Annotated in this window: 20 protein-coding genes; 14 read left to right on the top strand and 6 right to left on the bottom strand. The window is 45.1% G+C overall.

Going from position 1 to position 24,955, the window contains the following annotated elements; translation table 11 throughout:
• Positions 1–244 precede the first annotated feature (244 nt).
• Positions 245–646 carry a cystatin domain-containing protein gene (locus AC3CKG_RS21390; protein WP_076666980.1) on the top strand — a complete coding sequence of 134 codons (402 nt, stop codon included), beginning with the start codon at positions 245–247 and terminating at the stop codon, positions 644–646.
• Positions 647–778: 132 nt separating this feature from the next.
• On the opposite strand, the gene AC3CKG_RS21395 is transcribed toward AC3CKG_RS21390, so the two are convergent.
• Positions 779–1,372 carry a hypothetical protein gene (locus tag AC3CKG_RS21395; RefSeq protein ID WP_488529315.1) on the bottom strand — a complete coding sequence of 198 codons (594 nt, stop codon included), beginning with the start codon at positions 1,370–1,372 and terminating at the stop codon, positions 779–781.
• 189 nt (positions 1,373–1,561) lie between these two features.
• Positions 1,562–3,160 (bottom strand): isocitrate lyase, encoded by a 1,599-nt coding sequence (locus AC3CKG_RS21400; RefSeq protein ID WP_017097741.1) that lies wholly within the window; start codon positions 3,158–3,160, stop codon positions 1,562–1,564.
• A 141-nt stretch (positions 3,161–3,301) separates the two neighbouring features.
• Between AC3CKG_RS21400 and AC3CKG_RS21405 the strand changes: the two genes are divergently transcribed.
• Complete coding sequence (locus tag AC3CKG_RS21405; protein ID WP_009845781.1) at positions 3,302–4,255, top strand: LysR family transcriptional regulator; 954 nt, start codon at positions 3,302–3,304, stop codon at positions 4,253–4,255.
• Positions 4,256–4,410: 155 nt separating this feature from the next.
• Entirely contained in the window at positions 4,411–6,597 is a 2,187-nt protein-coding gene (locus AC3CKG_RS21410) for a malate synthase G (protein ID WP_488529316.1), read from the top strand.
• Positions 6,598–6,792: 195 nt separating this feature from the next.
• Here the strand turns inward: AC3CKG_RS21410 and AC3CKG_RS21415 are convergent, their stop codons facing one another.
• Both AC3CKG_RS21415 and AC3CKG_RS21420 read right to left on the bottom strand, forming a co-directional pair.
• The gene (locus AC3CKG_RS21415; RefSeq protein ID WP_488529317.1) at positions 6,793–8,220 is read right to left on the bottom strand and encodes an NAD-dependent succinate-semialdehyde dehydrogenase; all 1,428 of its coding nucleotides are present in this window, start codon (positions 8,218–8,220) and stop codon (positions 6,793–6,795) included.
• Positions 8,221–8,367: 147 nt separating this feature from the next.
• Positions 8,368–9,150 carry an IclR family transcriptional regulator gene (locus AC3CKG_RS21420; RefSeq protein WP_016790487.1) on the bottom strand — a complete coding sequence of 261 codons (783 nt, stop codon included), beginning with the start codon at positions 9,148–9,150 and terminating at the stop codon, positions 8,368–8,370.
• A 153-nt stretch (positions 9,151–9,303) separates the two neighbouring features.
• Here AC3CKG_RS21420 and pta point away from each other — a divergent pair, with 153 nt between their 5' ends.
• Both pta and AC3CKG_RS21430 read left to right on the top strand, forming a co-directional pair.
• Positions 9,304–10,377, top strand: coding sequence for a phosphate acetyltransferase (gene pta / locus AC3CKG_RS21425; RefSeq protein ID WP_488529318.1), 1,074 nt, complete (start codon positions 9,304–9,306; stop codon positions 10,375–10,377).
• A gap of 65 nt (positions 10,378–10,442) precedes the next feature.
• Positions 10,443–11,210, top strand: coding sequence for a TSUP family transporter (locus AC3CKG_RS21430; protein WP_488529319.1), 768 nt, complete (start codon positions 10,443–10,445; stop codon positions 11,208–11,210).
• A gap of 166 nt (positions 11,211–11,376) precedes the next feature.
• Here the strand turns inward: AC3CKG_RS21430 and AC3CKG_RS21435 are convergent, their stop codons facing one another.
• Together AC3CKG_RS21435 and AC3CKG_RS21440 are read right to left on the bottom strand one after the other, a co-directional pair.
• Complete coding sequence (locus AC3CKG_RS21435) at positions 11,377–13,095, bottom strand: cobaltochelatase CobT-related protein (protein WP_488529320.1); 1,719 nt, start codon at positions 13,093–13,095, stop codon at positions 11,377–11,379.
• Between the two features lie 3 nt (positions 13,096–13,098).
• Entirely contained in the window at positions 13,099–14,082 is a 984-nt protein-coding gene (locus AC3CKG_RS21440) for an AAA family ATPase (RefSeq protein WP_050650932.1), read from the bottom strand.
• A gap of 262 nt (positions 14,083–14,344) precedes the next feature.
• On the opposite strand from AC3CKG_RS21440, the gene xsc reads away from it, so the two are divergent.
• From xsc to AC3CKG_RS21485, 9 genes are all read left to right on the top strand, one after another.
• Positions 14,345–16,156 (top strand): sulfoacetaldehyde acetyltransferase, encoded by a 1,812-nt coding sequence (xsc, locus tag AC3CKG_RS21445; protein ID WP_488529321.1) that lies wholly within the window; start codon positions 14,345–14,347, stop codon positions 16,154–16,156.
• 365 nt (positions 16,157–16,521) lie between these two features.
• Entirely contained in the window at positions 16,522–17,337 is an 816-nt protein-coding gene (locus tag AC3CKG_RS21450; protein ID WP_488529322.1) for an FRG domain-containing protein, read from the top strand.
• A 264-nt stretch (positions 17,338–17,601) separates the two neighbouring features.
• Positions 17,602–18,039 (top strand): nuclear transport factor 2 family protein, encoded by a 438-nt coding sequence (locus tag AC3CKG_RS21455; RefSeq protein WP_102541315.1) that lies wholly within the window; start codon positions 17,602–17,604, stop codon positions 18,037–18,039.
• Between the two features lie 48 nt (positions 18,040–18,087).
• Positions 18,088–19,554, top strand: a complete 1,467-nt coding sequence (locus AC3CKG_RS21460) for an NAD(P)/FAD-dependent oxidoreductase (protein ID WP_135441940.1) — start codon at positions 18,088–18,090, stop codon at positions 19,552–19,554.
• A 117-nt stretch (positions 19,555–19,671) separates the two neighbouring features.
• Positions 19,672–20,673 carry a TRAP transporter substrate-binding protein gene (locus AC3CKG_RS21465; protein ID WP_488529323.1) on the top strand — a complete coding sequence of 334 codons (1,002 nt, stop codon included), beginning with the start codon at positions 19,672–19,674 and terminating at the stop codon, positions 20,671–20,673.
• 164 nt (positions 20,674–20,837) lie between these two features.
• Complete coding sequence (locus AC3CKG_RS21470; RefSeq protein ID WP_009845769.1) at positions 20,838–21,380, top strand: TRAP transporter small permease; 543 nt, start codon at positions 20,838–20,840, stop codon at positions 21,378–21,380.
• A gap of 37 nt (positions 21,381–21,417) precedes the next feature.
• Entirely contained in the window at positions 21,418–22,758 is a 1,341-nt protein-coding gene (locus AC3CKG_RS21475) for a TRAP transporter large permease (RefSeq protein ID WP_009845768.1), read from the top strand.
• An 11-nt stretch (positions 22,759–22,769) separates the two neighbouring features.
• On the top strand, positions 22,770–23,690 hold the full coding sequence (locus tag AC3CKG_RS21480; protein WP_017109009.1) for a cache domain-containing protein: 921 nt from the start codon (positions 22,770–22,772) through the stop codon (positions 23,688–23,690).
• Between the two features lie 235 nt (positions 23,691–23,925).
• Positions 23,926–24,498, top strand: coding sequence for an aldolase/citrate lyase/malate synthase family protein (locus AC3CKG_RS21485; RefSeq protein WP_009845766.1), 573 nt, complete (start codon positions 23,926–23,928; stop codon positions 24,496–24,498).
• The last annotated feature ends 457 nt before the right edge of the window (positions 24,499–24,955 follow it).

Raw genomic sequence — 24,955 nt, forward strand, 5'->3', positions numbered from 1 at the left:
ATTAAAAAGCACTAACGAAAACGCTACCCAATCTAAATGGCCAAAATATCAATTGAATAGACGGGTAAAAAGCCGGGCAGTAGTGTCCGGCTTTGTTTTTCTGACAGTGCTCTGTATTTATAGAGTAGTTACACCATAATCTCTGATGAAGTAATGACATTTAAGGTCTAAGCTTGCCTGCATATGAAACATCATTACGAGTAATTTCTCGTAAATGACTGAATGAACGATGTAGAGAGGATTCATGAAAAAAGTACGATTAACATCATTACTTGGATTAGCAGCCGTGTTTAGTGTCGCTGCGTTAGCTGGATGCAGTCAGGAATCTGATGTTCCCGCTCAACCGCAAGAGAAAGCGAATCCGATCTGTAGCACAAAAAACATGACAGGTGGTTGGTCACAAAGTGATATTACGCCAGAAGCAAAACAAGCTTTAGATGTGGTTCTGGGACAAATGAATACCGCTGCGAAGCTTGAGAAAATCTTGAGTGTTCGAACTCAGGTTGTCAGTGGTTTGAACTATGCTATCGATTTTGAGATGGATAATGGCGAAGTTTGGAACACCATTGTGTATCGTTCGTTGCAAGGTGAGATGACAATGACGCAAGCTGCACAAAAAGGTCGCTTGTGTCCGTTGATTAACTAGTCCATTGATTTACTTGTCTATTGATCAACTAACCCATTGATTAACGTGCATGTAAATAACGTCACACATAAAAAGGGCTCCTAGATTAGGAGCCCTTTTTTATTCTGTATAGTGCTTACGTAATGAACCTGATTAACTGGCCAGTTCTGGCTCTGACAGCTCGGGTTCATAAAGCTCTTGCACACAAGCACGGCTGATGTCTTCATCAATGTAGGCCATCCCAAGCTTATTGAGATAGTCCATACGATCCGCAGTACGCAGTTCGATGTCTGGGCCTGCGATGTTGTTCTCTTGATAGATCTCAGTTAAGTGAGCCATGAATTGCTCGCCAACACTCATCATTAATAGGCTCATTGCGCCAACGTCAGGCCTTACTTTGGCACTTTGTTTGTCTGTTAAGTTTACTGCTAATACGATAGGGCGTTCTTCACCTTCAAAACGAGTGCTGCGTTCGCGAATGGTTTGCTGAGCCCAGTAGTAGGCCAGTTCTTTGCTCTGAGTTAAGAAAACGGGCTCAACGGATTCGGTGTAGTTGTTGCCAATGGTTGCCATGGTTTTTGAAGCGGCTTCATTGAGTGCTTTGTCTCCTGAGCGTTTCAGTCCTTGGCCTTGGATTGAAGCGAGTAAGGCTGAAGATGTGCCGTGATACCAAGTATCACCAGTAGCGAAACCATTTTCTGACAGTAGTGTTTTAGCATCTTGTAGGTGTGTCGGTATTGAAGTCATAGGCACTCTCAATAAATAGGAATGTGATCAGTTTAAACAGAATTTTTCAGGGTCACAGTGGTGTGGAACACAAATTTGAGGCTTTGAGATGAAGCCGGCAGTACAAGCTTCATCCCAAAACCTCCTCCCTCCCAGCACCTAACAGGGAAAAGGGAGGGGGAGATTCTAGAAGGGAAACGCTGTTAACGATTAATCAAATTGATTAGACGTATTCGCTTCACCCGCTGCTTTTAGTGCATTTTCACCAGCAAAGTATTCTTTGTGGTCATCACCCATGTCTGAACCAGACATGTTTTGGTGTTTAACACATGCGATACCTTGGCGAATCTCTTTACGTTGAACATTAGCAACGTAGCCCAACATGCCTTGGTCACCGAAGTATTCTTTTGCAAGGTTGTCAGTAGACAGTGCTGCTGTGTGGTAAGTCGGCAGAGTAATCAAGTGGTGGAAGATACCCGCTTCGCGAGATGCGTCCGCTTGGAATGTACGAATCTTCTCGTCAGCGCTTGCAGACAGTTCAGTTTCATCGTATTCCGCACTCATTAGGCTTGCACGGTCGTAAGCTGATACATCTTTACCTGCTGCTGCCATTGCATCGTATGCTTGTTGGCGGAAGTTTAATGTCCAGTTGAATGATGGAGAGTTGTTGTAAACCAGTTTCGCATTAGGGTGTACTTCACGTACGCCGTCCATCATCTCTTTGATTTGACCGATGTGTGGTTTCTCAGTCTCAATCCAAAGAAGGTCAGCACCCGCGTTGATTGCTTCAATACAGTCGAATACACAACGGTCTTCACCTGTACCTTCGCGGAATTGGTATAGGCCTGAAGGGAGACGCTTAGGACGAACTAGCTTGCCGTCACGGTTGAAGCAAACATCGCCTTCAGCCATATCTGCAACATCAATCTCTTCAACATCTAGGTAAGAGTTGTAGATGTCACCTTGGTCGCCAGGTTCTTTCACTACGGCGATTTCTTTTGTTAGGCCAGCACCTTGTGAATCGGTACGAGCAACAATGATGCCGTTGTCGATGCCTAGTTCAAGGAAAGCATAACGAAGTGCGCGAAGTTTTGCGTGGAAGTCAGCATGAGGAACCGTTACTTTGCCGTCTTGGTGACCACATTGCTTCTCATCGGCTACTTGGTTTTCGATTTGTAGACAACATGCACCCGCTTCAATCATTTGCTTAGCCATTAGGTAAGTCGCTTCTGCGTTACCGAAACCTGCATCGATATCCGCAATGATTGGTACTACATGTGTTACGTGGTTGTCGATTTTGTCTTGGATTTGGTCTTGTAGATTCACATCACCCGCTTCACGTGCTGCGTCTAGTTGACGGAACAAGCCACCTAGTTCACGAGCATCCGCTTGACGTAGGAAGGTATATAGCTCTTCTACTAGGCCAGCAACTGACGTTTTCTCATGCATAGATTGGTCTGGAAGTGGACCGAAGTCAGAGCGAAGTGCTGCTACCATCCAACCTGAAAGGTATAGGTAACGACGGTCTGTCTTGCCATCAAAGTGCTTCTTAATAGAAATCAGCTTTTGTTGGCCGATGAAACCATGCCAGCAACCCAGTGATTGAGTGTATTGAGAGCTGTCTTCGTCGTAAGCCGCCATGTCTGCACGCATAATATCTGCCGTGTATTGCGCAATATCCAGACCTGTTTTGAATTTGTTTTGAGCTCGCATACGAGCTGCAGATTCAGGGTTGATTGCATCCCATGGAGCACCAGCAGCGCTTTTTGCAACTTCAATCTTTTCGATATCTTGTGTAATTTGCGACATAACTATTCCTTAGTTTCACGTGGACATGTTGGCCAATTTGGCGAGGTCATTCGATTTGGATTAAATCTAACCATGGACAAAGAATAACCATGTATGTGATAATTTTGTTAATTTATAGTTATTATATTCGGTATTTTTCTTATGAATATTGCTCGTATAGACCTTAATTTACTTGTGTATTTAGACATGTTGCTACGTGAAAGAAACGTAACACGAGCAGCAAATCAGTTGGGAATCACTCAGCCAGCCATGAGTAATGGCCTGCGTCGATTACGTGATCTATTTGAAGACCCGCTGTTGGTGAGAACCAGTGAAGGGATGATACCGACCGAGCGAGCACATAAACTGCAGCCATTGATTAGAAACATCTTGGCGAATGTAGAAAAGACATTGCAGCCGACCACGGAATTTAATGCAGAAGACAGTGAGCGTGTGTTTCGTATCATGGCGAGTGACTATGCTGAGTCGACTATTATTCAGCCGCTATTGAAAAAGTTGAGCGAGATAGCACCGAAAATACGCTTGGATATTATGACGCCAAGTGACGTGAGTTATCAGGATGTGGAGCAAGGCACTGTTGATATTATCATCAACCGTTTTGACGACATTCCACAGTCGTTCCATCAGATGAGCCTTTGGCACGACGGGTTCTCTTGCCTATTTAGTTGTGATAACCCGATAGCGGACAACTTCGATATTTTGTCTTATCTAAAGGCGCAACATATCTGGGTAAGTAAGACGGGTATGGGCACCGGCGTTGGGATTAACCCAAGCGAAGCGCAAAAGCTTGGTTGGATAGATGAAGCATTAATGCGCATTGGCAAAACGCGTAATATCACGGTGTTCACACGACACTACCTGTCGGCGATTCTCTTCGCTCAACAGAAGAACCTGATCCTGACCATTCCAACCAAAGCGGCACAATTGCAGCGCAATAACCCTCGGTTGTTAATCAAACCTGCGCCATTTGCTATTGAACCCTTTGAGGTGAAAATGGCTTGGAGTCCATTATTACAAACCAATCCAGACCATCAGTGGATGCGCCGATTGATTAAAAGTGTCGCCAATGAAATAGAGAGTGGTGTGACGGAATAACACAGTTTGTAGGGTATTTTTTATATGAATATCCAGTATAACTGGCATAAATTAGCTAAATTTATGTCCGTTGAGTAAGTTTAAGTTAGTAAAGTAAATTTGAGCTAGTCACGAAAATTTATTGAGTAGCCATCAGTTAGTTTGAGAGAGATTTTATGAGCAGTCGTATTCAACAGGGAAGCTTGAACATTGATAGCACCCTCTACCAATTAATTAATGAGCAGGTGATTCCTGGAACAGGCATTATCGCTGAAGACTTTTGGCAATCATTTGCAACCATCCTTGAAGATTTGGCTCCAAAGAATCGCGCATTGCTTATCAAGCGTGAAGATCTTCAACATCAAATTGATGTTTGGCATCAAGAGCGTGCCGGACAAGCGCTAGATGCGGCAGAGTACAAACAGTTCTTGCAACAGATAGGCTACTTAGTCCCTGAGGGCGAAGATTTTCAAGTAACCACTGCAAGCGTTGAGCCTGAAATTGCAACACAAGCGGGCCCGCAGCTCGTTGTGCCTATTATGAATGCACGTTTTGCACTTAACGCGGCTAATGCGCGTTGGGGCAGTTTATACGATGCGCTCTACGGAACCGATGTCATCAGCGAAAGTGACGGTGCAGAAAAAGGCGGAAGCTTTAACCCGGTTCGTGGTGCTAAAGTAGTGAGCTACGCTCGAGGTTTCCTTGATGACGCTGCACCGTTAAACGGTGTTTCCCATAAAGATGTGACCAAATACAGCATCAGCAACGTCAGCATTGGCAATACACTAACAGCGACCTTAGATAACGGTGAAGAAGTCACTCTAATCGATCGCAACCAGTTCATTGGTTACCAAGGTGATGCGAGTGCGCCTTCAAGCATTCTGCTTAAGCACAACAACCTACATATTGAAATTCAAATTGACCCGAGCGCACCGATTGGCAGCGTTGATGTTGCTGGCATTAAGGATGTGCTGGTGGAATCGGCTCTCACCACCATTATGGATTGTGAAGATTCGGTAGCAGCGGTTGATGGTGAAGACAAAGCACTGGCTTACCGTAACTGGTTAGGCTTGATGAAGGGTGACTTACAAGAGTCGCTAGAGAAAAACGGCAAAACCATCGTTCGTAACCTCAACCCAGATCGTCAATACACCAGCGTGACGGGAGGCGAGATCTCGCTGAAAGGCCGCAGCATGTTGTTTATCCGCAACGTGGGCCATCTAATGACCAACCCTGCCATTATTGATGCTGACGGTAATGAAGTACCTGAAGGTATTATGGATGGCATGATCACTTCACTAATCGCGATGCATGATTTAAAAGGCAACAGCGCGTACCAAAACTCGACCGCGAACAGCATCAATATTGTTAAACCTAAGATGCATGGTCCTGAAGAAGTGGCGTTTACCAATGAACTGTTTGGCCGTATTGAAGATGCATTAGGGCTAGATCGATTCACGATCAAAGTCGGCATCATGGACGAAGAGCGTCGTACTTCAGTCAATCTTAAAGAATGTATCCGTGCGGCTAAAGATCGTGTTGTGTTCATCAACACAGGCTTCTTAGACCGAACGGGTGATGAAATACACACTAGCATGGAAGCGGGACCATTTGCGCCTAAAACACAGCTGAAAACCATGACTTGGATTGGCGCTTACGAAGACCAGAACGTTGATCTTGGCTTAGCTTGTGGCCTGCAAGGTAAAGCCCAGATCGGTAAAGGCATGTGGCCAGAGCCAGACAACATGGCCAAGATGATGGATGCGAAAATCGGACACCCACAAGCAGGTGCCAATACCGCTTGGGTTCCTTCTCCAACTGCCGCGACTCTGCATGCTTTGCACTATCACAAGGTGAGTGTACCAAGCCGTCAGAAAGAGCTTCGTGAGCGTGTGAGAGCGAACGTTGACGATATTCTTACTATCCCGTTACTAGGTAATCAAAAGCTGACTGCTAAAGATATCCAAAATGAACTGGATAACAATACACAAGGTATTCTTGGCTACGTAGTGCGTTGGATTGACCAAGGAGTCGGTTGTTCGAAAGTGCCAGATATTAACGATGTAGGGTTAATGGAAGACCGAGCGACATTGCGTATTTCAAGCCAACACATCGCTAACTGGTTACGCCACGGCATTTGTGATGAAGCACAAGTAATGAAAACCATGAAACGTATGGCGGCAGTGGTTGATGGACAAAATGCTGGGGATCCAAGCTACCAAAACATGGCACCTGATTTCGAAAACAGCATTGCGTTTTCCGCAGCGTGTCAGTTGGTATTTGAAGGCTGTGCTCAGCCAAGTGGTTACACCGAGCCTGTGTTGCATGCTATGCGACTAAAGCTGAAAGGAACTGCACAATAAATAATAAAAAAAGAAATACCCCTATTTGAACCGAGCCCAAGGTGCCGCGCTAATTTAGCGCGGCTTTTTTTTGCTTTTTTTGGGGGTGAGGGCGAAGCTCAGAAGAGAGGTGTTAGTTGGGCTATTCGATGTTTAGGCTTATTGATGTTGAAGAGCTAGGCTTAACTTACGACCAAACCTAACTACTTCCGAGACCTAGTTACTACCAAAGCACAGATACTTGATATCCATGTACTCATCAATGCCTTCTTTAGCACCTTCTCGGCCAATCCCTGATTGCTTAACCCCGCCGAAAGGCGCGACTTCGGTTGAGATCATACCGTCATTAATGCCAACCATGCCGTATTCAAGCGCTTCTGCTACCTGCCATACGCGGTGAATGTTCTGGCTGTAGAAGTAAGACGCCAAACCATAAATGGTATCGTTGGCCATTTCGATTAGTTCTTCATCGGTTTCGAATTTCATCACAGGCGCGACTGGGCCGAAGATCTCTTGTTGAACGATGTCCATGCTGTGTTTCACGTCTTTAAGAACCACAGGTTGAATGAACAAGCCGTCAAGCGCTTGAGTTGGCGATGCGGGTTGTGCACCTTGTTCCATCGCTCGGTCAATCAAACCTTGAATGCTTTGTTTCGCCCTTTCACTGATCACGGGGCCAATAGTGACGCCTTCATCTAATCCGTTACCTATTTTAAGCTGCTGAACGGCTTGGTCGAATTTCGCCACAAACTCGTCATGTACCTTGCTATGAACGTAGAAACGGTTCGCACAAACACAGGTTTGGCCTGCATTACGGAATTTTGAAGCCATTGCGCCTTGAACGGCCGCGTCGATATCCGCATCGTCAAACACGATAAACGGTGCGTTGCCGCCCAGTTCCATTGAAGTGCGCTTAATGCCTTTCGCAGCTTGAGCCATCAAGATACTGCCGACTCGAGTCGATCCAGTAAAAGAGATCTTTTTGATCAGTGGGTGTGATGTGAAAAGCTCACCAATCTGTTCGGGGCTGTCGCCAAGTACGACTTGGAGTAGATCTTTCGGAATGCCCGCTTGGTAAGCCAATTCAACCACAGCAAATGCAGAAAGCGGCGTTTCATCTGAGGGCTTCACAATAAAACTACAGCCAGCAGCAAGGGCAGGAGCGGCCTTACGAGTGATCATCGCAATTGGAAAGTTCCATGGCGTAATGGCACATGCGACTCCGATAGGTTGCTTGATGGTCACCAAGCGTTTGCCAGCGACGGTGCTAGGAATTGAATCACCATAAGTACGCTTGGCTTCTTCGGCAAACCATTCAATAAAGCTCGCGCCATACACCACTTCGCCCGTTGCTTCTGCTAACGGCTTACCTTGTTCAATGGTCATTAGGCGAGCAAGATCTTCTTTGTTTTCAAGGATCAGTTGATGCCAACCACTTAGCAATGCAGCGCGGGATTTAGCGGGAATTTTTGCCCACTCTTTCTGCGCAACATGAGCACGTTCGATAGCGCTCTCTAACTCCGCCTCGGATGAGATTGGCGCATGGCCAATAAGATCACCCGTTGCTGGGTTTGTGACTGCAACTGCGTTGTTCGCTTCTGTCACCATAAAAGAGAGTAAGTGCTGGTTCTTAATGTTTAGCATCGTGATTCCTTTGTTGTGATTACTTTAGACGTGTTGCTTATGTGCGGGTTGGCGAGTGATTAAATGACTTCGACCAAATGTTGATTGGTCGAAGGGCATTGATGTTGATTCGCTAATTTGGGTCATTCTCTGAGATAGATCTGCTCACTAGCCCCAGTTATCAGACTCGATCTTAGCGAGAGCTTTGGCTGCTTTTTGAAGAGCTGGCAGAAACTTGATCGCTTCGTCTGGTTTTACTCGAATCACTGGTGCTTGTATTGCTAAGCCAAGATTGGATTGACCAGTAGAAGACGGTATCAATACGGCGATACAAACTAACCCGGGTAAGAACTCTTCATCATCAATAGCAAAACCTTGGATCTTCGCTTCTTCGATGTCTTTCTCCAGCGTCGAGTAGTCGGTGATGGTTTTTACTGTGTATTGAGTGAGAGGCACACTTTCGATCAGTCTTCTGCGTTGTGATTTCGACATGTGAGCCAAAAATAGTTTGCCTGTGGCTGAGCAATGTACGGGCACGCGAGAGCCGGGTTGTAGATGGAAGCGAAGCGGGGCTTCGGTCTCTGCACGGTCAAGGTAGATGATCTCACCGCTCGACAGTGCCGTTAGGTTGCAGCTCTCGCCGACTTCTGCTCGAAGGTTTTCAAGAATAGTGCGTCGTGCGCTGTGCATGGTGCTATTGAACAGCAGGTTTTCAGCAAGCTTTCTGAGTCGAATGCCAGAGCTGTAATGCTTTTCGTCACCATCTCTTTGAATAATACCCGCAGCTTCTAATTGTTGCAGCATGCGGTGCAGAGTTGGTTTCGGTAGTCCGGTTTCTTCGACGAGCCCTTGAAGAGAAATAAACTCATCTTTTTGCGCTATCACCTCTAATAGTGCAAAAAGTCGGAGAGTGGGCGTATCTCCTTGAACTTGTGGTGTTTCTGTTTGCATACAGTGATTCATCCTTGCGATATGTCTATGTATAAGAGTGTACATACCAAATTAAAAATCTTCAATTATCTGAATAAAATTTGACCTTTTTTATTATTTCAATAATATAAATATAAATTATGGAACAATTAATCTCAATAAATGGAATTTAAGATGAAGGCGATTGAACGGATTATTGATAAGGCTCACTTAGATCGTAAGCGAGTGGTTTTGAGTGAAGCAGAAGACCCTCGTGTACTCAAAGCGGCACGATCAGCGATAGATAAACAGCTTGCTTACATCACGTTAGTCGGCGATGAAAAGGCGATTATCGAAGCGGCGCAGTTGAACCACATTAATCTCGCCGGCATCCACATTGTTTCACCACAAACATCAGCACTCAAAGCTGTGTTGGCTGAACGGCTCTATGAGCTAAGAAAAGCCAAAGGCATGACTTATGAAGATGCATTGGAGAAGGTCAAAGACCCACTGATTTTTGCCAATTTGATGGTGAGGGAAGGGTTAGTAGACGGCACAGTCAATGGCGCGGTTTACACCACGTCTGATGTAGTACGGGCGGCGCTGCAGATCATTGGGCCAGCACCAGACAGTGAATTGGTGTCTAGCTTCTTTCTGATGATGTTGTGTGAGCCTTTCCATAACCTTAAAGGCGGCATGATTTTCAGTGATTGTGGTTTGGTGATTAACCCCAATGAAACCGAGCTTGCGTCCATTGCAGTAGCGGCATCAAACAGCGCTCAAACGCTGTTGATGGAAGAACCGAAAGTGGCAATGCTGTCGTTCTCTACCAACGGCAGTGCGAAACACGAATCGGTCGATAAGGTTCGTAATGCCGCTCAGTTAGTGAAACAACGTTGTCCCGGAATAGCTGTCGATCAGGACGTTCAACTCGATGCCGCGATTGTCACCGAAATAGCCGCGAAAAAGCTGCCCGATTCAGAAGTGAAAGGCCAGTCTAACGTATTGATCTTCCCTAATTTAGAAGCGGGGAACATAGGCTATAAGCTCGCAGAAAGATTAGGTGGCGCGGTCGCGATTGGCCCGTTACTGCAAGGATTGAATCAGCCTGCCAATGACTTATCCAGAGGGTGTAGCGCGGAAGATATCTTTAACGTAATTGCGGTGACTGCCGTACAAGCGCAGCAAGGGAAAATACCAAATTCAACGACTGACGCGGCGGCTGATTCTGAAAGAAGAGAAGAATCGACCTTTGATTTTAGATACTAAAATCTAGTGCCTGAAGCTGATATTCACATTCAAATCAACCCCAAACAACCTAATTAGGATTGCTAATGGAGTTACCTGTTTTACTCGCCATTCTTGCCACTATTGCGGTGGGTACCTACTTCCAAACTGTCACGGGTTTTGGCCTCGGTATCATCGTGATTGGTTTAACGGTCAGCCTTAATTTGGTTTCCTTACCCGTTATAGCCGCTGTAGTCAGTATTGTGACTTTGTTCAATTGCTTGGTCGCGTTGATGGGTAAGCCACTGCTTGGTGAACTCAAGATTCTGGTGGTGTTAGTGATCGGTATTATTCCCGGCGTATCGGTGGGAGTTTTCTTGCTGGATGAGTTGAGCGATTCGGCAACGCATATTCTCCGAGGACTATTGGGTGCGATGGTGCTATTCGCAGGTATGAGTTTTATGTTCAAACCTAAAACCAGAAAGGATCGTTCGGCAACTGTATCTTTCCTTGTCTCAGGCTTTAGCTCTGGGTTAGCGGGTGGGTTGTTTGGGATGGCAGGTCCACCGATTGTTTATCACCTCTATCGGCAGCCTTTTACTCTCGATCTGGTGCGAAGCACACTGCTGATGGTGTTCGCTTGTACGTCAATGTCCCGTACTGTCAATGTCTACGCTGCAGGCGACATGGAACCGAGCATACTGTGGTTATCAGCGATCGCTGTTCCCTTGGTGGCGCTTGTCACTATGTTTGCTCGGCGCTTCCCACCGCCGTTGTCCAATGATCAACTCAGAAAGTTGGTGTTTATTGTGTTGATGTTGATTGGTGGGTATTTAATGGCTGTCTCTGCATGGTCGTTGCTTGCTATTTCTTAGTTGCTTGCTATTTCTTAGTTGCTTGCTGTCTTTTAGTTGCTCGCTACTTCCTAGTTACCTCTTAGCTGCTTGCTACCTATTAAGCACATTCCGATAAAAGGCTAGCGGTTTGCTAGCCGATACTTCACAGCTCCCCGAAACGTAACTGCTTATATAAACAAAAACCTTAACGCTTTAGCATCTCAAATACGCTCTTAGATAATCCAAATAAGCAACTCTCCTGCACATCTAAGGTGATGTTACTGCGGTAGTACGGGCTTAAATCGACGCCCATTCCCACACCATGAATCTCGATATGGTTTTTGTTTGATTCACGCTCAATCACTTGTTTGAGGTGGTTATCCAAATAGAACTGATCGTTGGCGGTGCTGGTGGCAGTATCCATCGGACAGCCGTCTGAGAACACGATTAAAACCTTTCTTTGCGCATTGTGCTGTTGCAACCGCTGACTAGCGAACTGCACCGCTTCGCCATCAATTCCTTCTTTAAAGATGTCTGCTTTCCGAAGGCTGGCAATGCCAAGGCGAGAGCGTCTCCAATGTGTATCAAAATCTTTAAACACAATATGTCGAACTTCGTTTAAGCGGCCTGGGTGTTTCGGTTGGCCTTGCTTAAGCCATTGCCGATAGACTTTGCCACCGTTCCAGTTATTGGTAGTGAAGCCAATAATCTCAAATGGAATGCTGGTCAGTCCAACGGATTTGAGAATTGTATCCATCAGTAGGCTTAGCTTGTGACTGTGTTTCTGCATTGAACCTGAGCAGTCCATCAAAAACGTGATGGCACATTGATGAGATGCGCCGATGTCAGGTTGATAAAAGACAGTGCGATCTAATGGCGATGTGATGAGCTTGGTGATGGTCGTGGCGTTAACAATGCCTTCTTCTAAATGGTCCTGACGTCGATTCTTCTGTGGCGTGGCAACAAAGCGAGTGAGCATCGCGGCTAAACGGCGAGTGTTTACTTGTCTCGCCATGATGTCATCGGTGAGCTTTTGTCTCAGTTCGAGTAATAGGGCGCGCCTGACGAGTTTGTCTGCCGCGATGACTTGATCCAATTCTGAATTAAAGACCTGATAATTGGCGCCCGACAGCTCGAATACCTTACTACTGCCCGTGATGTCGGTATAGACGTCTTCATCTTGAATGTCACCATCCACAATCAACGCAAGCTGCGCAAGGATCTTAATGTCTTCTTCGACCGTTGGCGTGGGCGAGTTATCACTTTCTTGTTCTTGGATGATTAACTCTTGTGCAAGGGCTGCAAGATCATTGGCGCTGTGTGCAAATGACTCTTGGTCGGTTCTATGTTGCTTTAAGCGCTTCAGGCTGTACCCGAAAGTAGGCACGATGCCGGCGCGAGTCGATTCGATGGTTTCAGCAATGGGTTCAGACACCGGAACGCCAGTTAAGCGGGTGTGGATGACTTGCATCAGAGTAAACAGCAACATGCCGATTCGTGATTCGGTGAAGCCATTCTGATGATATTGGTCGCTCCAATACGCAAAATTGAACAGAATACTGGTGGTTACACCTCTTAAATAAGATGGAATTTGCGATTCAATTCGTACCTGTTCGCAGAAATCATATAACAGACGTTCGACTTCGTTTTTCGGTCGTAATGAATAGTGAAGATCAGCATCTGAAAGCAAGAGTCGTAATGCTGATGAATCGATCTTGCCTTGCATCGAAAGCTTGCTGTTTTTCAATTCATGGCGAGAAACAAAGGTGAGATCGTTAGTATGTGCAGACTGATAATAACAGGGGCTATTGCCTTTATAGAGACGTTCTCCCCGATAATTCAGACTCAACTCACCGCTGATCGCTCTGGCGACAGACACGCCAAGATCGAGGATCTTTTTCTGCTGGGAAGAAACATTGGCCATGGTTTACGACTCCGAGTGCGAATAGTTTTGAGTGGGCGTTTCTAAATCTTCACCAAAACAACGGAAATAATATTCGCTAACCAGTTCTTTTTCTTCGTCTTCACAGCGATTCAAGAATGACAGTCTAAATGCCGTCGCTACATCGTCGAATATTTGGATATTTTCGGCCCAAGTGAGCACCGTTCGCGGAGACATCACCGTTGAAAGGTCGCCAGCTCGAAACCCGTTACGCGTTAATCCTGCGGTGGCGATCATTTTCTCAACCAGTTGTCGGCCACTTTCATTATTCAGCTCTGGAAGCTTGGATAACACGATCTTGGTTTCATGTTGTGGGTCTAAATAGTTGAGCGTAGCGATGATGTTCCATCTATCTAATTGACTGTGGTTAAGCACTTGAGTGCCCGAATACAAACCGGAGAAGTTACCTAAGCCAAGCGTGTTGCAGGTAGCAAACAAGCGAAAAGAAGGGTGAGGCGTGATCACTCGGTTTTGTTCTAAAGAGGTGTATTTCCCGTCCTGCTCTAATAGTTGTTGAATCACAAACATCACGTCAGGACGACCAGCGTCGTACTCATCTAACACCAGTGCGATGGGTTGTTGAATGCTCTGAGGAAGAATGCCTTCTTTAAACTCTGTTACTTGCATTCCATCTTTAATGACGATGCTGTCTTTACCTATGAAATCCAAGCGACTTAAGTGTCCGTCTAGGTTGATCCTCAAGCATGGCCAGTTCAATCTCGCGGCGATTTGCTCAATGTGAGACGACTTGCCCGTCCCATGTGTGCCTTGAATCAGTGTGCGACGATTGGAGGTGAACCCGGCCAATATCGCTAGCGTCACTTCAGGGTCAAAACAGTAATTAGGATCGACTTTCGGCACATATTCGCCCGCATGTTCAAATGCCATCACGGTTAGATTGCTGTCGATCCCAAAGCGTTCTCTCACACTTACTGGTTGCGTTGGTATCAATTCCGCCTCTTTCATCATATTTCCCTCTATATAGCCCATCACTTGTCGCTGCTATCGCGATATGTCATCGATTATTAACAGCTCCGCTTAAGTTAATGGCACTTTTTGTACGAAAAACTACCAATAATGTGATCCAGTTTTATTAATTAGAATGAATTGTTCCAATTTAATATAAAAAGTTGACGCGCAAAAATTCTACTACTAAGGTGAAATTGAATTCGAAAAAGAGACAATTCATTCCGAAAAATGAAATTTTGGTTAACTCAAGGAGAATGGAAGAATGAGTGAGCAAGAAAAACGTACGGTTGTTTCCGGCACAGTAACAATGACACCATCAGAAGCGTTCGTTGAAACTATGGTTGCTAATGATGTTACCGACATGTTCGGCATCATGGGGTCAGCATTTATGGACGCAATGGATATCTTTGCTCCTGCTGGCATTCGATTGGTCCCAGTGGTACACGAGCAAGGTGCTGCGCACATGGCAGATGGCTACTCTCGTGTATCGGGTCGCCACGGCGTCGTTATCGGGCAGAATGGCCCAGGTATTAGTAACTGTGTGACTGCGATTGCAGCGGCGTTCTGGGCACATAGCCCTGTCGTAATTGTAACGCCAGAGACAGGTACAAAAACAATGGGCTTAGGTGGTTTCCAAGAGTGTAATCAGCTTCCAATGTTCCAAGAGTTTACTAAGTATCAAGGACACGTAACGCACCCAGACCGTATGGCGGAATACACGGGTCGATGCTTTGACCGCGCGATGAGCGAAATGGGTCCAACTCAACTGAATATTCCACGTGACTACTTCTACGGTGAAACTCAAACCGAGATCCCTAAACCCGCGCGTTTAGACCGTGGTCCAGGTGGCGAGAAGTCTCTGAACGAAGCAGCAGACCTGATTGCTGAAGCGAAATTCCCAGTCATCATTTCTGGTGGCGGTGTGGTAATGGCAGATGCAGTTCAAGAATGTGCAGCATTAGCAGAAAGACTAGGTGCACCGGTAGTGAATAGCTACCTACACAATGACTCTTTCCCTGCGAGTCACCCATTATGGTGTGGTCCTTTAGGCTACCAAGGTTCGAAAGCAGCAATGAAATTGATGGCTCAAGCGGATGTGGTTATCGCTTTGGGTACACGTCTTGGTCCATTTGGTACTTTGCCTCAACATGGCATGGACTACTGGCCGAAGAACGCGAAAATCATTCAGATTGATGCCGACAACAAGATGCTTGGTCTGGTTAAGAAGATTTCGGTTGGTATCTGTGGTGATGCGAAAGCCGCTGCGGTTGCTCTATCTGAAAGATTGGAAGGCCGCGCACTGTTGTGTGATGACAACATAGGCGCTCGTCAAGATACAGTGGCAACAGAAAAAGCATTGTGGGAAAAAGAGCTTGATGAATGGACACACGAACGCGATTCTTTCAGCTTAGATATGATTGAGGAAAACTCACACGAGACTCCGTTCTCTGGTGGTGAATATCTACACCCACGTCAAGTACTGCGTGAGCTAGAAAAAGCGATGCCTGAAGACGTAATGGTCTCGACGGATATCGGTAATATCAACTCAGTGGCAAACAGCTACTTACGCTTTGAAAAACCACGTAGCTTCTTTGCTGCAATGAGTTTCGGTAACTGTGGTTATGCGTTCCCGACCATCATTGGTGCGAAAGCAGCGGCACCTCATCGCCCCGCTATTTCTTATGCTGGCGATGGTGCGTGGGGCATGAGCTTGATGGAAACCATGACATGTGTTCGCCATAACATTCCAGTGACAGCCGTGGTATTCCACAACCGTCAATGGGGTGCAGAGAAGAAGAACCAAGTCGACTTCTACAACCGACGCTTTGTTGCGGGTGAACTTGAAAACCAAAGCTTTGCAGAGATCGCACGAGCAATGGGCGCTGAAGGTATCACGGTGGATAAGCTAGAAGATGTAGGTCCAACCTTGCAAAAAGCCATCGACATGCAGATGAACGAAGGCAAAACAACCATCATTGAAATCATGTGTACTCAGGAATTGGGCGACCCGTTCCGCCGAGATGCACTATCAACACCGGTTCGTTTCCTAGATAAATACAAAGATTACGTATAAGTCATAGGTAGTTTGTCCGGCCAGCGCATCATCGAGAATGTTATCGAGCGCATGGTCGGACAATATTAACGGGTAATTGGCAAGTGCTTAGGTGAAGAACGTAAACGCTTAGTTCAGTAATCTCTCGTTAAACATTAGAACACTAATTAAATGACTCATAAGTATATAAGTGGTTTTAGATATATACACTTTGTCACTCGTTATTATTAATCGGTCCTTAACTAATGGATCCACAAATAGTTCTTTTGACGAAGATATATACCTATTATCATTTTTAAATAATTACAACGAAACTAATTGAACCATTGATTAACGTGATTATTAATGCTTTAACTTTACCGAATATAAATTAAGTTACTTATTGTATGAATGTTGTGAAAAATAAACGTTATATAAGCTCACTCGAAGAGCTGTATGAAATAATCGATTCACTCATTGCTGACTGTAGTGGGCATCGTGGTTTGATTTATAACGTGTGTGATTATGAAAATAATAACTTGATGCCAAGCTTAGGTCGCTCAAATCGAAAGAATATTCGCCGTGTCGAACAAGAACTTCTCTCGACCGTGAGAGTTTATGGCGGGCATTCGTTGAGTGCACACGAGATAAACGATTGGTTATTGATGTGTTTAGCCAAGAAACAGGGGTTTCCAACCCGTTTACTTGAGTGGACAGATAACCTGATTAATGCGCTGTGGTCTGTATGTCATAGCCAAAGTAAAGACTGTATCAATATTATTAAAGCCATTGATTATCATAAGGTTAGTGTTTTTAACTCACCATGTGACTTCAATAGGACTCAGATATTCAATGTGGCTGATTGTGATCAGCAAGAGCAACGAAAAGATAAGTGGTATTCCATTCACCCATTTAAGGAAGGTGGCAATGATGCCATTCAGCCTTTGTACGATGAGAAAGAATATTCAAACGGTCTAGTGTCCGTTCATATTCTTCCATCAGAGAAAATAAACCTGATAAAGGAATTAATCTCCATGAATGTTTTAAATGAACCGACAGAATATATTGAAGAGACACTGGCTGATTTAAAAAATGAAGCCCATGTAGATAGCAATCAAGCAATGAATAAAGGTGAGGGTAATATCGAATTACAAGTTAATACTCATGATCGCCAGCTTGAGCAGTATGGCCGAAAGTACCATCAAGATTTTGATTTCGACTAAAGTCTAATATTTCTACTGATTTTATTTAGAGCTCATATAAATTTAGTGATTACGAGATAAATAAAATTAGAACACCAATTAATTTATAAAAAGATGAAATCTGTGAGCTTAAAGATTGTTTATAAAGTAACTCGAAGTTAGAGTGGCGAATCTTGTTATCAAGTTGTTAAATTTTCACAGATCTAGTTTAAACACTCTAATAAAAAAGTGGCGCAAAGCTACTGAAATTTAAACCAATAACGAAAACATAAAGGATTATGGAATATGAATATGCAAACCAATGCAACGACATTCGTGCTGGAAAACCAAGTCGACACCGCCTTTTTACAGTCTTTTAGTGATGCATGGAATAACCATGATATTGAAGCGCTAATGTCGTTTATGACCGAAGACTGTGTCTTTCACACCGTGGCAGGAGAAGGCGAACTTGGAAACACTATCGAAGGGTACCAAGCCGTTCGCAATAGCTTTGAATTGGTTTGGCAGAACTTTCCAGATGCAGCCTGGAGCGACCCTGTCCACTTTGTGTGTGGCGACCGCGCGGTAAGCGAATCAACGTTCTCTGCGACTAACCCTGATGGCACCGTCATCGAAGCTCGTATGGTTGATGTGTTTACCCTGAAAGATGGAAAAATCAGCGTAAAAAATGCATTCCGTAAAACACGACCTCTTTTGACTCCTAACAACACTCCCAAGAGCTAGACACGAAACCACAACCCGTTCACGTGTTATGACTAGGAGAGTCGAATTATGAGTTTAGTAATGGAACAACCGGCAGCCGATGTGCCGCCAAAGGTGACAAGCACCCAAGCACAAGAAAGTACCCAAGCAAAAGAAAGATACGATCCAAAATACGATCCACTTAAAGATAAAAGCCCAGGTCACGGCAAGGAATACGCCCCGACTTATTGGGTAGATACCGCAGGTGCACCACCTGAAGATGACGGCCCAATTACATCGGATATGGATGTCGATGTGGCGATAATCGGTTCAGGCTACACAGGCCTAAGTACCGCGATACACCTTGCTGAAATGTACGGCATTAAAGCGACTGTGATTGAAGCTAACCGCATGAGTTGGGGCTGCAGTACCCGAAATGGTGGTCAAGCTCAGTGTGCGTCAGGACGTTTGAAGCGTTCTCAGTGGATTGAACGCTGGGGACTCGAAACCGCGCTAAAAATGCACCGCGAATGCATCGATGGCATGAACACGTTTAAGTCTCTAATCAAAGACATTGATTGTGACCCGCAGCCGGGTGGCCACTTATACGTTGCTCACCGTCCAAAAGTGATGGTAACACTCGAGAAAGAAGCCAAGTTGCTACGTGACACATTCGATTACGATGCGCAGATCTTAGATGCGGAAACCGTAAAGCGTGATTACGTTGGCGACCAAGAAGCAGCAGGCGCAATGCATGAGCCAGAAGGTATTGGCATCCATGCAGGGAAACTGGCGTTTGGTTATCTAAGAAAGGCGAGAGCACTCGGCGTAAAAGTTCACCCAGCAAGCCCTGTGATGGGTTGGGAAACACGTAACGGTGTGCACTATCTAAAAACACCAGGTGGTGTGGTTAAGGCTCGTTCTGTCGGTGTTTGTACCGGTGGGTATACCAGCCAAGGTTTGCATTCAGAGCTTAAGAATCGCCTATTACCTGTACTTTCTAACTCGATGGTGACACGTCCGTTAACTCAAGACGAAATTGCCGCGTGTAACTTCAAAACCAATCAGGTGATTACTGATACCAGAATCCTGCGTCATTACTACCGTTTGTTACCCGATAACCGAGTGCAGATCGGTACACGCAGTGCCATCAGTGGCAAGAATGCACCTGAAAAGAAATACGAAGACATGTTGAGAGCGGATTTAACCCGAAAATTCCCTTCTCTCGATCAGATCAAAATCGATTATTCATGGTGGGGGTGGGTGGATGTTAGCCACGACATGATGCCAAGAATCTATCAGCCGAATCCAAAGCAATCCATATTCTACGCACTAGGGTATGGCGGCAATGGTGTGATGTACTCCGCTCAAGCAGGCAAGCGCCTCGCTCAGTGGATCGCAGGTGAAGGTCATAAGCTTGACTTGCCAATATTTGAATCAAAACTTCCGTTCCCCAACGTGAGGGAAGTGGTGGAATCTGAGATGTTTGCACCATTTCGAAGAGTAGGGCAACAGTTCCTTTATCAGTGGTATTCGTTAAAGGATGAAGTGCTTTAGCTACTCGAACATTGTTTCCAAAATAGGGAAATAGAACTACGACCAGGAAAGTTGTACCAGGTCACCTTGTGAGCAAAGTACAGGCAGGAAGCCTGTATGATATGAAAGGTTAAGACTATGAAATTGATTAAAAATAAAATTATTGCTGGCGTCACAATTGTAGCAACAGCGATGCTATCTCATACCGCGGCAGCAGCAAATTTTAAAATGGCTATCGGCGATGCTGCTGGTGGTACTCAGTGGGAATTAGCGACATCATTTTCTGAATTGATGGAGAAAAAAACAGACGGTAAAGTCAAAATCGACCTGTTCCCGAATGGTCAATTGGGCAACGAGCAAGACACCGTCAACGACGCGGCAATCGGCCTTCTCGACTTCTCAGTATTGGCGATCAACAACGTGACGCCTTTCTCTCCAACGGTTGGTCTATTGACCATGCCTTATGTCATTCAAAGTGCAGAAGAAGCGGTGCTATTAACTCAAGGCCAAGTGGGTCAAGACCTTGTCGATAACACTATTCGTGATGCAGGCGTTCGTATCGTTGGTTGGGCTTATTCTGGTTTTAGGGTTCTGACAAACTCTAAAAAATCAGTGGCTTCACCAGCGGATCTAAAAGGACTAGTGATTCGTGTTCCTCGTAACGAAATCATGATTGCTTCTTACCAAGCATGGGGCGTAAACCCAACACCAATGGCGTGGTCAGAGACATTTACTGGCCTGCAGCAAGGTGTTGTTGATGGTCAAGACAACCCATACATCACTGTGCATGCGATGAAGTTCAATGAAGTACAAAAGTACGTCACAAACCTTCGCTACATCTTCTCTCTTGAGCCGCTAATCGTCAGTGAAACTGTCTTCCAACAACAGACGCCTGAAATGCAAAAGATCATTCTTGAAGCGGGTCAGGAAGCGACAGAGCACAGCTTTGCATACTTAGAAAATACTGAAAACAAGATCCGTGAAGAACTGCAAGCAAAAGGCATGGTCTTCACTGACCCAGCAGACAACGAGCAAGAGTGGATCAGTAAGGTCACTAAGTCAGTTTGGCCTAAGTTCTATTCAAGCATTGGGGGCAAAGACAAGCTAGATGACGTTCTTGAGTTACTAGGTAGAAAGTAACGATTAGATTCGCCCTATCTGCTGTTCTTCGCGACTTAATCACCTAGCGATAGAACGGTTAGATAGGGCATTTACATGGCTTTACTCGTTGATCTGTCCAGTACCTGATCTTTTTAGTACCGCGAGCGACTGGTTGTCATGTGGAAATCAACATTGGAGGTTATATGTCAGTCGCTAAAACAATAAAAAAGCACCTTAACAACATTGAGGAATATACATGTTGTTTGTTGTTAGCAAGCTTTGTCCTATTGCTGTTCACACAAATCCTTACTCGTCAGCTTTTCGATTACTCCATACCTTGGGGTGATGAAGTCGCTACTTACATGTTTGTTTGGTTTGCCTATCTAGGGGCTGTTGTTGCGGCCAAGATGTCGGCGCATAACCGAGTCAGTTTTCACTTCAAGTTCTTCCCCCCGATTGTTCAGACCGTCTGTGAAACCATCGCTGACTTCTTATGGCTGCTGTTTAACGGCTACTTTGTTTATCTCAGCTACGATTTCGTGTTCAACAAAATGAATTTGTTCTGGAAGTCCCAGACGACAGGCATCCCAATGAAATACTTCTATATGATTTTGCCGATCGCATTTTCTCTAATGATGCTGCGCATTATCTGGAACAACTATGAGCGCTTATTTAAGGGCGCTAAGAACGAAGATCCTGAAGTCAAAGAACTGCGCAAAATGACGGCACAAAAGTCATCACAGTAGTCGTCACAGAGAATAGCCGTAATAGAGAGATGTAATAATGGAATCCTATTTAACTCTAATTTTATTTGGTGGCTTCTTAACCCTGTTAATTCTGGGTGCACCAATCACAGTATCACTGGCTGGCGCTTCAATGGCGGCCTATATGTTACTCGACAAAAATCCCATCGCTTTAGTACAGATCGCGTTTACTTCGGTGGGTAACTTCCCGTTAATGGCGCTGCCGGCCTTTGTTCTTGCTGGCGCATTAATGGAGGCGGCGGGTATCTCCAAACGTCTGGTAGATATTGCAGAGAGCTTAGCCGGACCCGTGACGGGTGGCCTTGGCGCTGCAACCGTGATGGCGTGTTTGTTTTTTGGTGCTATCTCAGGTTCAGGCCCTGCAACCACAGCTGCGGTAGGCATGCTAATGGTGCCTGCAATGGTTAAGCGAGATTACGATAAGAGTTACGCATCGGCAGTAACGGCCGCATCAGGGGGCTTGGGGATCATCATTCCACCATCCATCCCGTTAGTTATTTTCGGCATCTCAGCAATGGGATTAATGGCACCGCCCGAAGCCATCGCTCAACACGGGCAATTTGCTTCTTTATCTATTCCTAAATTGTTTGTTGCAGGCGTTGTTCCTGGCTTTATCATGGCATCTACACTCGTTGTCACTAACTACTTCATTGCCAAGCGAGAAGGCTATAAAGGGTTGTCTGAGAATTGGTCATTTGGCGAAGTAAGACACGCTTTGCGCCGTGGCATATGGTCGATACTGGCTCCATTTCTGATTCTCGGAGGTATCTATAGCGGTATGTTCACACCAACAGAGTCAGCGGTTGTGGCAATTTTCTATTCGCTGTTTGTGGGTGTGTTTATTCACCGAGAGTTATCGTTCAAAAGCACCATCAAGTCATTATCGACAACCACATGGATTACCGGGCGTGTGTTGCTGATTCTATTCGCTGCAACGGTATTTGGTCGCTTGTTAATCGAACAAAAAATTCCGGTCGTGGTGGCTGAGTCATTGTTAGGTTTCACTGACAATATGTACATGGTGTGGGCACTGACTATTGTGCTATTGCTTTTCGTCGGCATGTTCATGGAAACGCTAGCCGCGATCATGATTATCGTGCCAGTGCTGTTGCCAATCATGTACATGCTCGGTGCAGATCCAACTCACGTGGGTATTGTGGTGGTGTGTACGTTATCGATAGGTTTTGCTACACCGCCGCTCGGTGAAAATATCTTTGTCGCCTCGGGAATAGGTGGAGCCACGGTCGAGCAGATCACCGCGAAGATCCATCCCTTTGTTCTTGCATCCGTGGTGGGCGTATTCGTTATCGCTTTCTTCCCACAAATTACGCTTTGGCTACCGTCCTTAGTGGGCTATTAGGAGAAGTCACTATGAATATATCAAGAATTATTCTTATTGGTTGTGCAGTGTTTGCAGTGATCAGTGGCATTGGATTGCGTGCTGAACATTCAGAAACAGTGAAAGAAAACGAGCCAGTCAATGTGCTCGATATTTCAGAGCCACATGTGGTCAGTGACGCGGAAAGAAGAGCCAAAACCCTGCTTGCGAAAGCTGTAGTGCACGTTCAAAAAGAAGGCGATGAAAGCGTTCAAGACTTCATGAGCGATGCTGAATACATAGATGGTGAGTTGTATGTATTCGCTTTGGGGATTGATGGCCAATTCCTCGCCAGTGGCGGATCTTCAATGGTGTTGGTGGGCGACAGTGTTTTAGACACTCAGGACGTTTACGGTAATCCATTTTTCCGTGAAATGATCACTAAAGCAGTACACAACGGTTTTGGTGAAGTTAAGTATCACTGGACCAATCCGACTGATCGTATGGGGGAGCCGAAAACCACCTTCTTTGAACGAGTGGGCGATGTGATCGTCGCTGTGGGTTATTACCCAGAACGTTCAAGTGCTGCTGAGGCAAAGAATTTATTGGCGAGAGCCATGACAGCGATAGTGGAGTCAGAACAAGAGAGCTTGACTGAATTCAATGACGCTGAGGGTAGCTTTGTTGAAGGAGACTTGTATGTGTTTGTGATGGACATGAGCTCCGGAAAGCTACTTGCACATGGTGTATCCCCTGAGCTTGTTGGACGTTCACACAACGAAATTCTAAGCCCTGACGATAAGCCAATTCTCACTGAGATGTTAAATCTCGCCAAAGAAAATGGCCGTGGTGTTTACACCTATCGATGGCTAAATCCCCTGTCGAGCAAAGTCGAAACCAAGCACACCTACTATCGAGTGATCGACAATAAATTGGTTGGGGTCGGTTATTACACAAAATCAAACAACACGTAAAAGTGTGTCTAATGAGCTCTCAGCCCAATTAGATAAAGGGCTGGGGGCGGAAATTCCGGTTTGTGTAAAAAATCAATTTAGTAAAATTCACACTGTGAAATTTTTGTTGTGAAATTGTTTAAAAAATACAAGTAGTATGAAATACATGGAAGCCACACAGTAAAGAACACATTTGAAAAGGGTCAATCAGGATTTTTGACCTACATGAAATTCAAAGCCGTAAGAGGGAAAGATTATGAATATGCTGACACTAGACAAAACAGAACTTCACAGAAACCATTCAACATTTATTGCTGAAGCTGTCTTTGCCGTAGAAATGGTGAAAGCAGACAAGCAACTCGAAAAACAAAAAATGGCGAAACAGTTGCTTGATACTCTATTCCCTCTAGAGGCGGGTTCACACGAAGATGCAGTGAGCTACGAGATTGATTATCGACATGTTCAGGTTTATTTCAAAAACGGCGAGCACACTGGCCTGAAAAGAGCGAAGCACTTTGTCGCTTATGCGGGTGATAAATCTAAACCATCGTCAATTCTATTTCGTGACGAGAGCGGTACCCATGTTGAAGTAACAATAGGTGCTCGTAAAGGCACTGGCAACTTAGAGTTGGTGAACATCGAAGACATTCAATTAGAGACATGCACCACGTTTGGCCAAACTGAAGCGAACCTCTCTTCTGGTATTCGCCACTGGGTTAGCTTAGTGAAGGGTGATGAAAGCGGCCGACCAAGCGCATCGAGTGAAGATAAAGAGTTCACTGAAAAGAATGGCGAAGATTACAACCTAGGCTTTTGCTTCGCGATTTAATGTACTGCCTTTGAAATGTGCAGTCTCTGTGGCGAGAAGCGTAGCAAGACATAGCACTGACATTTGAATACTGATTTCTCTTTTACCTTTGGTAATTTCCCCGCCCCTATAGCGGGGCTTTTTTATTAGAGCTATAAATAAATCAGGTTGTTGTTAATATTATCTGTAGAAAGTTTGCATGAGATTTTACGGTGCATCATTTTAATTTAACGTATTGTATTTTAAGATTTTTGTCTGTTTATTTTATTCTGTTTTTATTGGGTTAACTATCACTATCAACGGTGGTTTGGGTAACTATTGAGCTAAAACTCAGTCAAAATGCTTCGACCTGTGCTATAATACGCGCCTTGGGATTGAGCCAGTAAGTCCATTTATCACCAATCATTGTGATTTTTATCGCCTTTATTTAGGTGGTGCGGCGAGCCAATCAAGTAGTAATTGGATATGGAGAGCGTCC

The organism is Vibrio sp. QJM3NY_15 (assembly GCF_057785995.1).

Excerpts from the sequence above, each read along its gene's own strand:
- AC3CKG_RS21390 (WP_076666980.1), top strand. The coding sequence starts at position 245 with ATGAAAAAAGTACGATTAACATCATTACTTGGATTAGCAGCCGTGTTT.
- AC3CKG_RS21395 (WP_488529315.1), bottom strand. The coding sequence starts at position 1,372 with ATGACTTCAATACCGACACACCTACAAGATGCTAAAACACTACTGTCA.
- AC3CKG_RS21400 (WP_017097741.1), bottom strand. The coding sequence starts at position 3,160 with ATGTCGCAAATTACACAAGATATCGAAAAGATTGAAGTTGCAAAAAGC.
- AC3CKG_RS21405 (WP_009845781.1), top strand. The coding sequence starts at position 3,302 with ATGAATATTGCTCGTATAGACCTTAATTTACTTGTGTATTTAGACATG.
- AC3CKG_RS21410 (WP_488529316.1), top strand. The coding sequence starts at position 4,411 with ATGAGCAGTCGTATTCAACAGGGAAGCTTGAACATTGATAGCACCCTC.
- AC3CKG_RS21415 (WP_488529317.1), bottom strand. The coding sequence starts at position 8,220 with ATGCTAAACATTAAGAACCAGCACTTACTCTCTTTTATGGTGACAGAA.
- AC3CKG_RS21420 (WP_016790487.1), bottom strand. The coding sequence starts at position 9,150 with ATGCAAACAGAAACACCACAAGTTCAAGGAGATACGCCCACTCTCCGA.
- pta (WP_488529318.1), top strand. The coding sequence starts at position 9,304 with ATGAAGGCGATTGAACGGATTATTGATAAGGCTCACTTAGATCGTAAG.
- AC3CKG_RS21430 (WP_488529319.1), top strand. The coding sequence starts at position 10,443 with ATGGAGTTACCTGTTTTACTCGCCATTCTTGCCACTATTGCGGTGGGT.
- AC3CKG_RS21435 (WP_488529320.1), bottom strand. The coding sequence starts at position 13,095 with ATGGCCAATGTTTCTTCCCAGCAGAAAAAGATCCTCGATCTTGGCGTG.
- AC3CKG_RS21440 (WP_050650932.1), bottom strand. The coding sequence starts at position 14,082 with ATGATGAAAGAGGCGGAATTGATACCAACGCAACCAGTAAGTGTGAGA.
- xsc (WP_488529321.1), top strand. The coding sequence starts at position 14,345 with ATGAGTGAGCAAGAAAAACGTACGGTTGTTTCCGGCACAGTAACAATG.
- AC3CKG_RS21450 (WP_488529322.1), top strand. The coding sequence starts at position 16,522 with ATGAATGTTGTGAAAAATAAACGTTATATAAGCTCACTCGAAGAGCTG.
- AC3CKG_RS21455 (WP_102541315.1), top strand. The coding sequence starts at position 17,602 with ATGAATATGCAAACCAATGCAACGACATTCGTGCTGGAAAACCAAGTC.
- AC3CKG_RS21460 (WP_135441940.1), top strand. The coding sequence starts at position 18,088 with ATGAGTTTAGTAATGGAACAACCGGCAGCCGATGTGCCGCCAAAGGTG.
- AC3CKG_RS21465 (WP_488529323.1), top strand. The coding sequence starts at position 19,672 with ATGAAATTGATTAAAAATAAAATTATTGCTGGCGTCACAATTGTAGCA.
- AC3CKG_RS21470 (WP_009845769.1), top strand. The coding sequence starts at position 20,838 with ATGTCAGTCGCTAAAACAATAAAAAAGCACCTTAACAACATTGAGGAA.
- AC3CKG_RS21475 (WP_009845768.1), top strand. The coding sequence starts at position 21,418 with ATGGAATCCTATTTAACTCTAATTTTATTTGGTGGCTTCTTAACCCTG.
- AC3CKG_RS21480 (WP_017109009.1), top strand. The coding sequence starts at position 22,770 with ATGAATATATCAAGAATTATTCTTATTGGTTGTGCAGTGTTTGCAGTG.
- AC3CKG_RS21485 (WP_009845766.1), top strand. The coding sequence starts at position 23,926 with ATGAATATGCTGACACTAGACAAAACAGAACTTCACAGAAACCATTCA.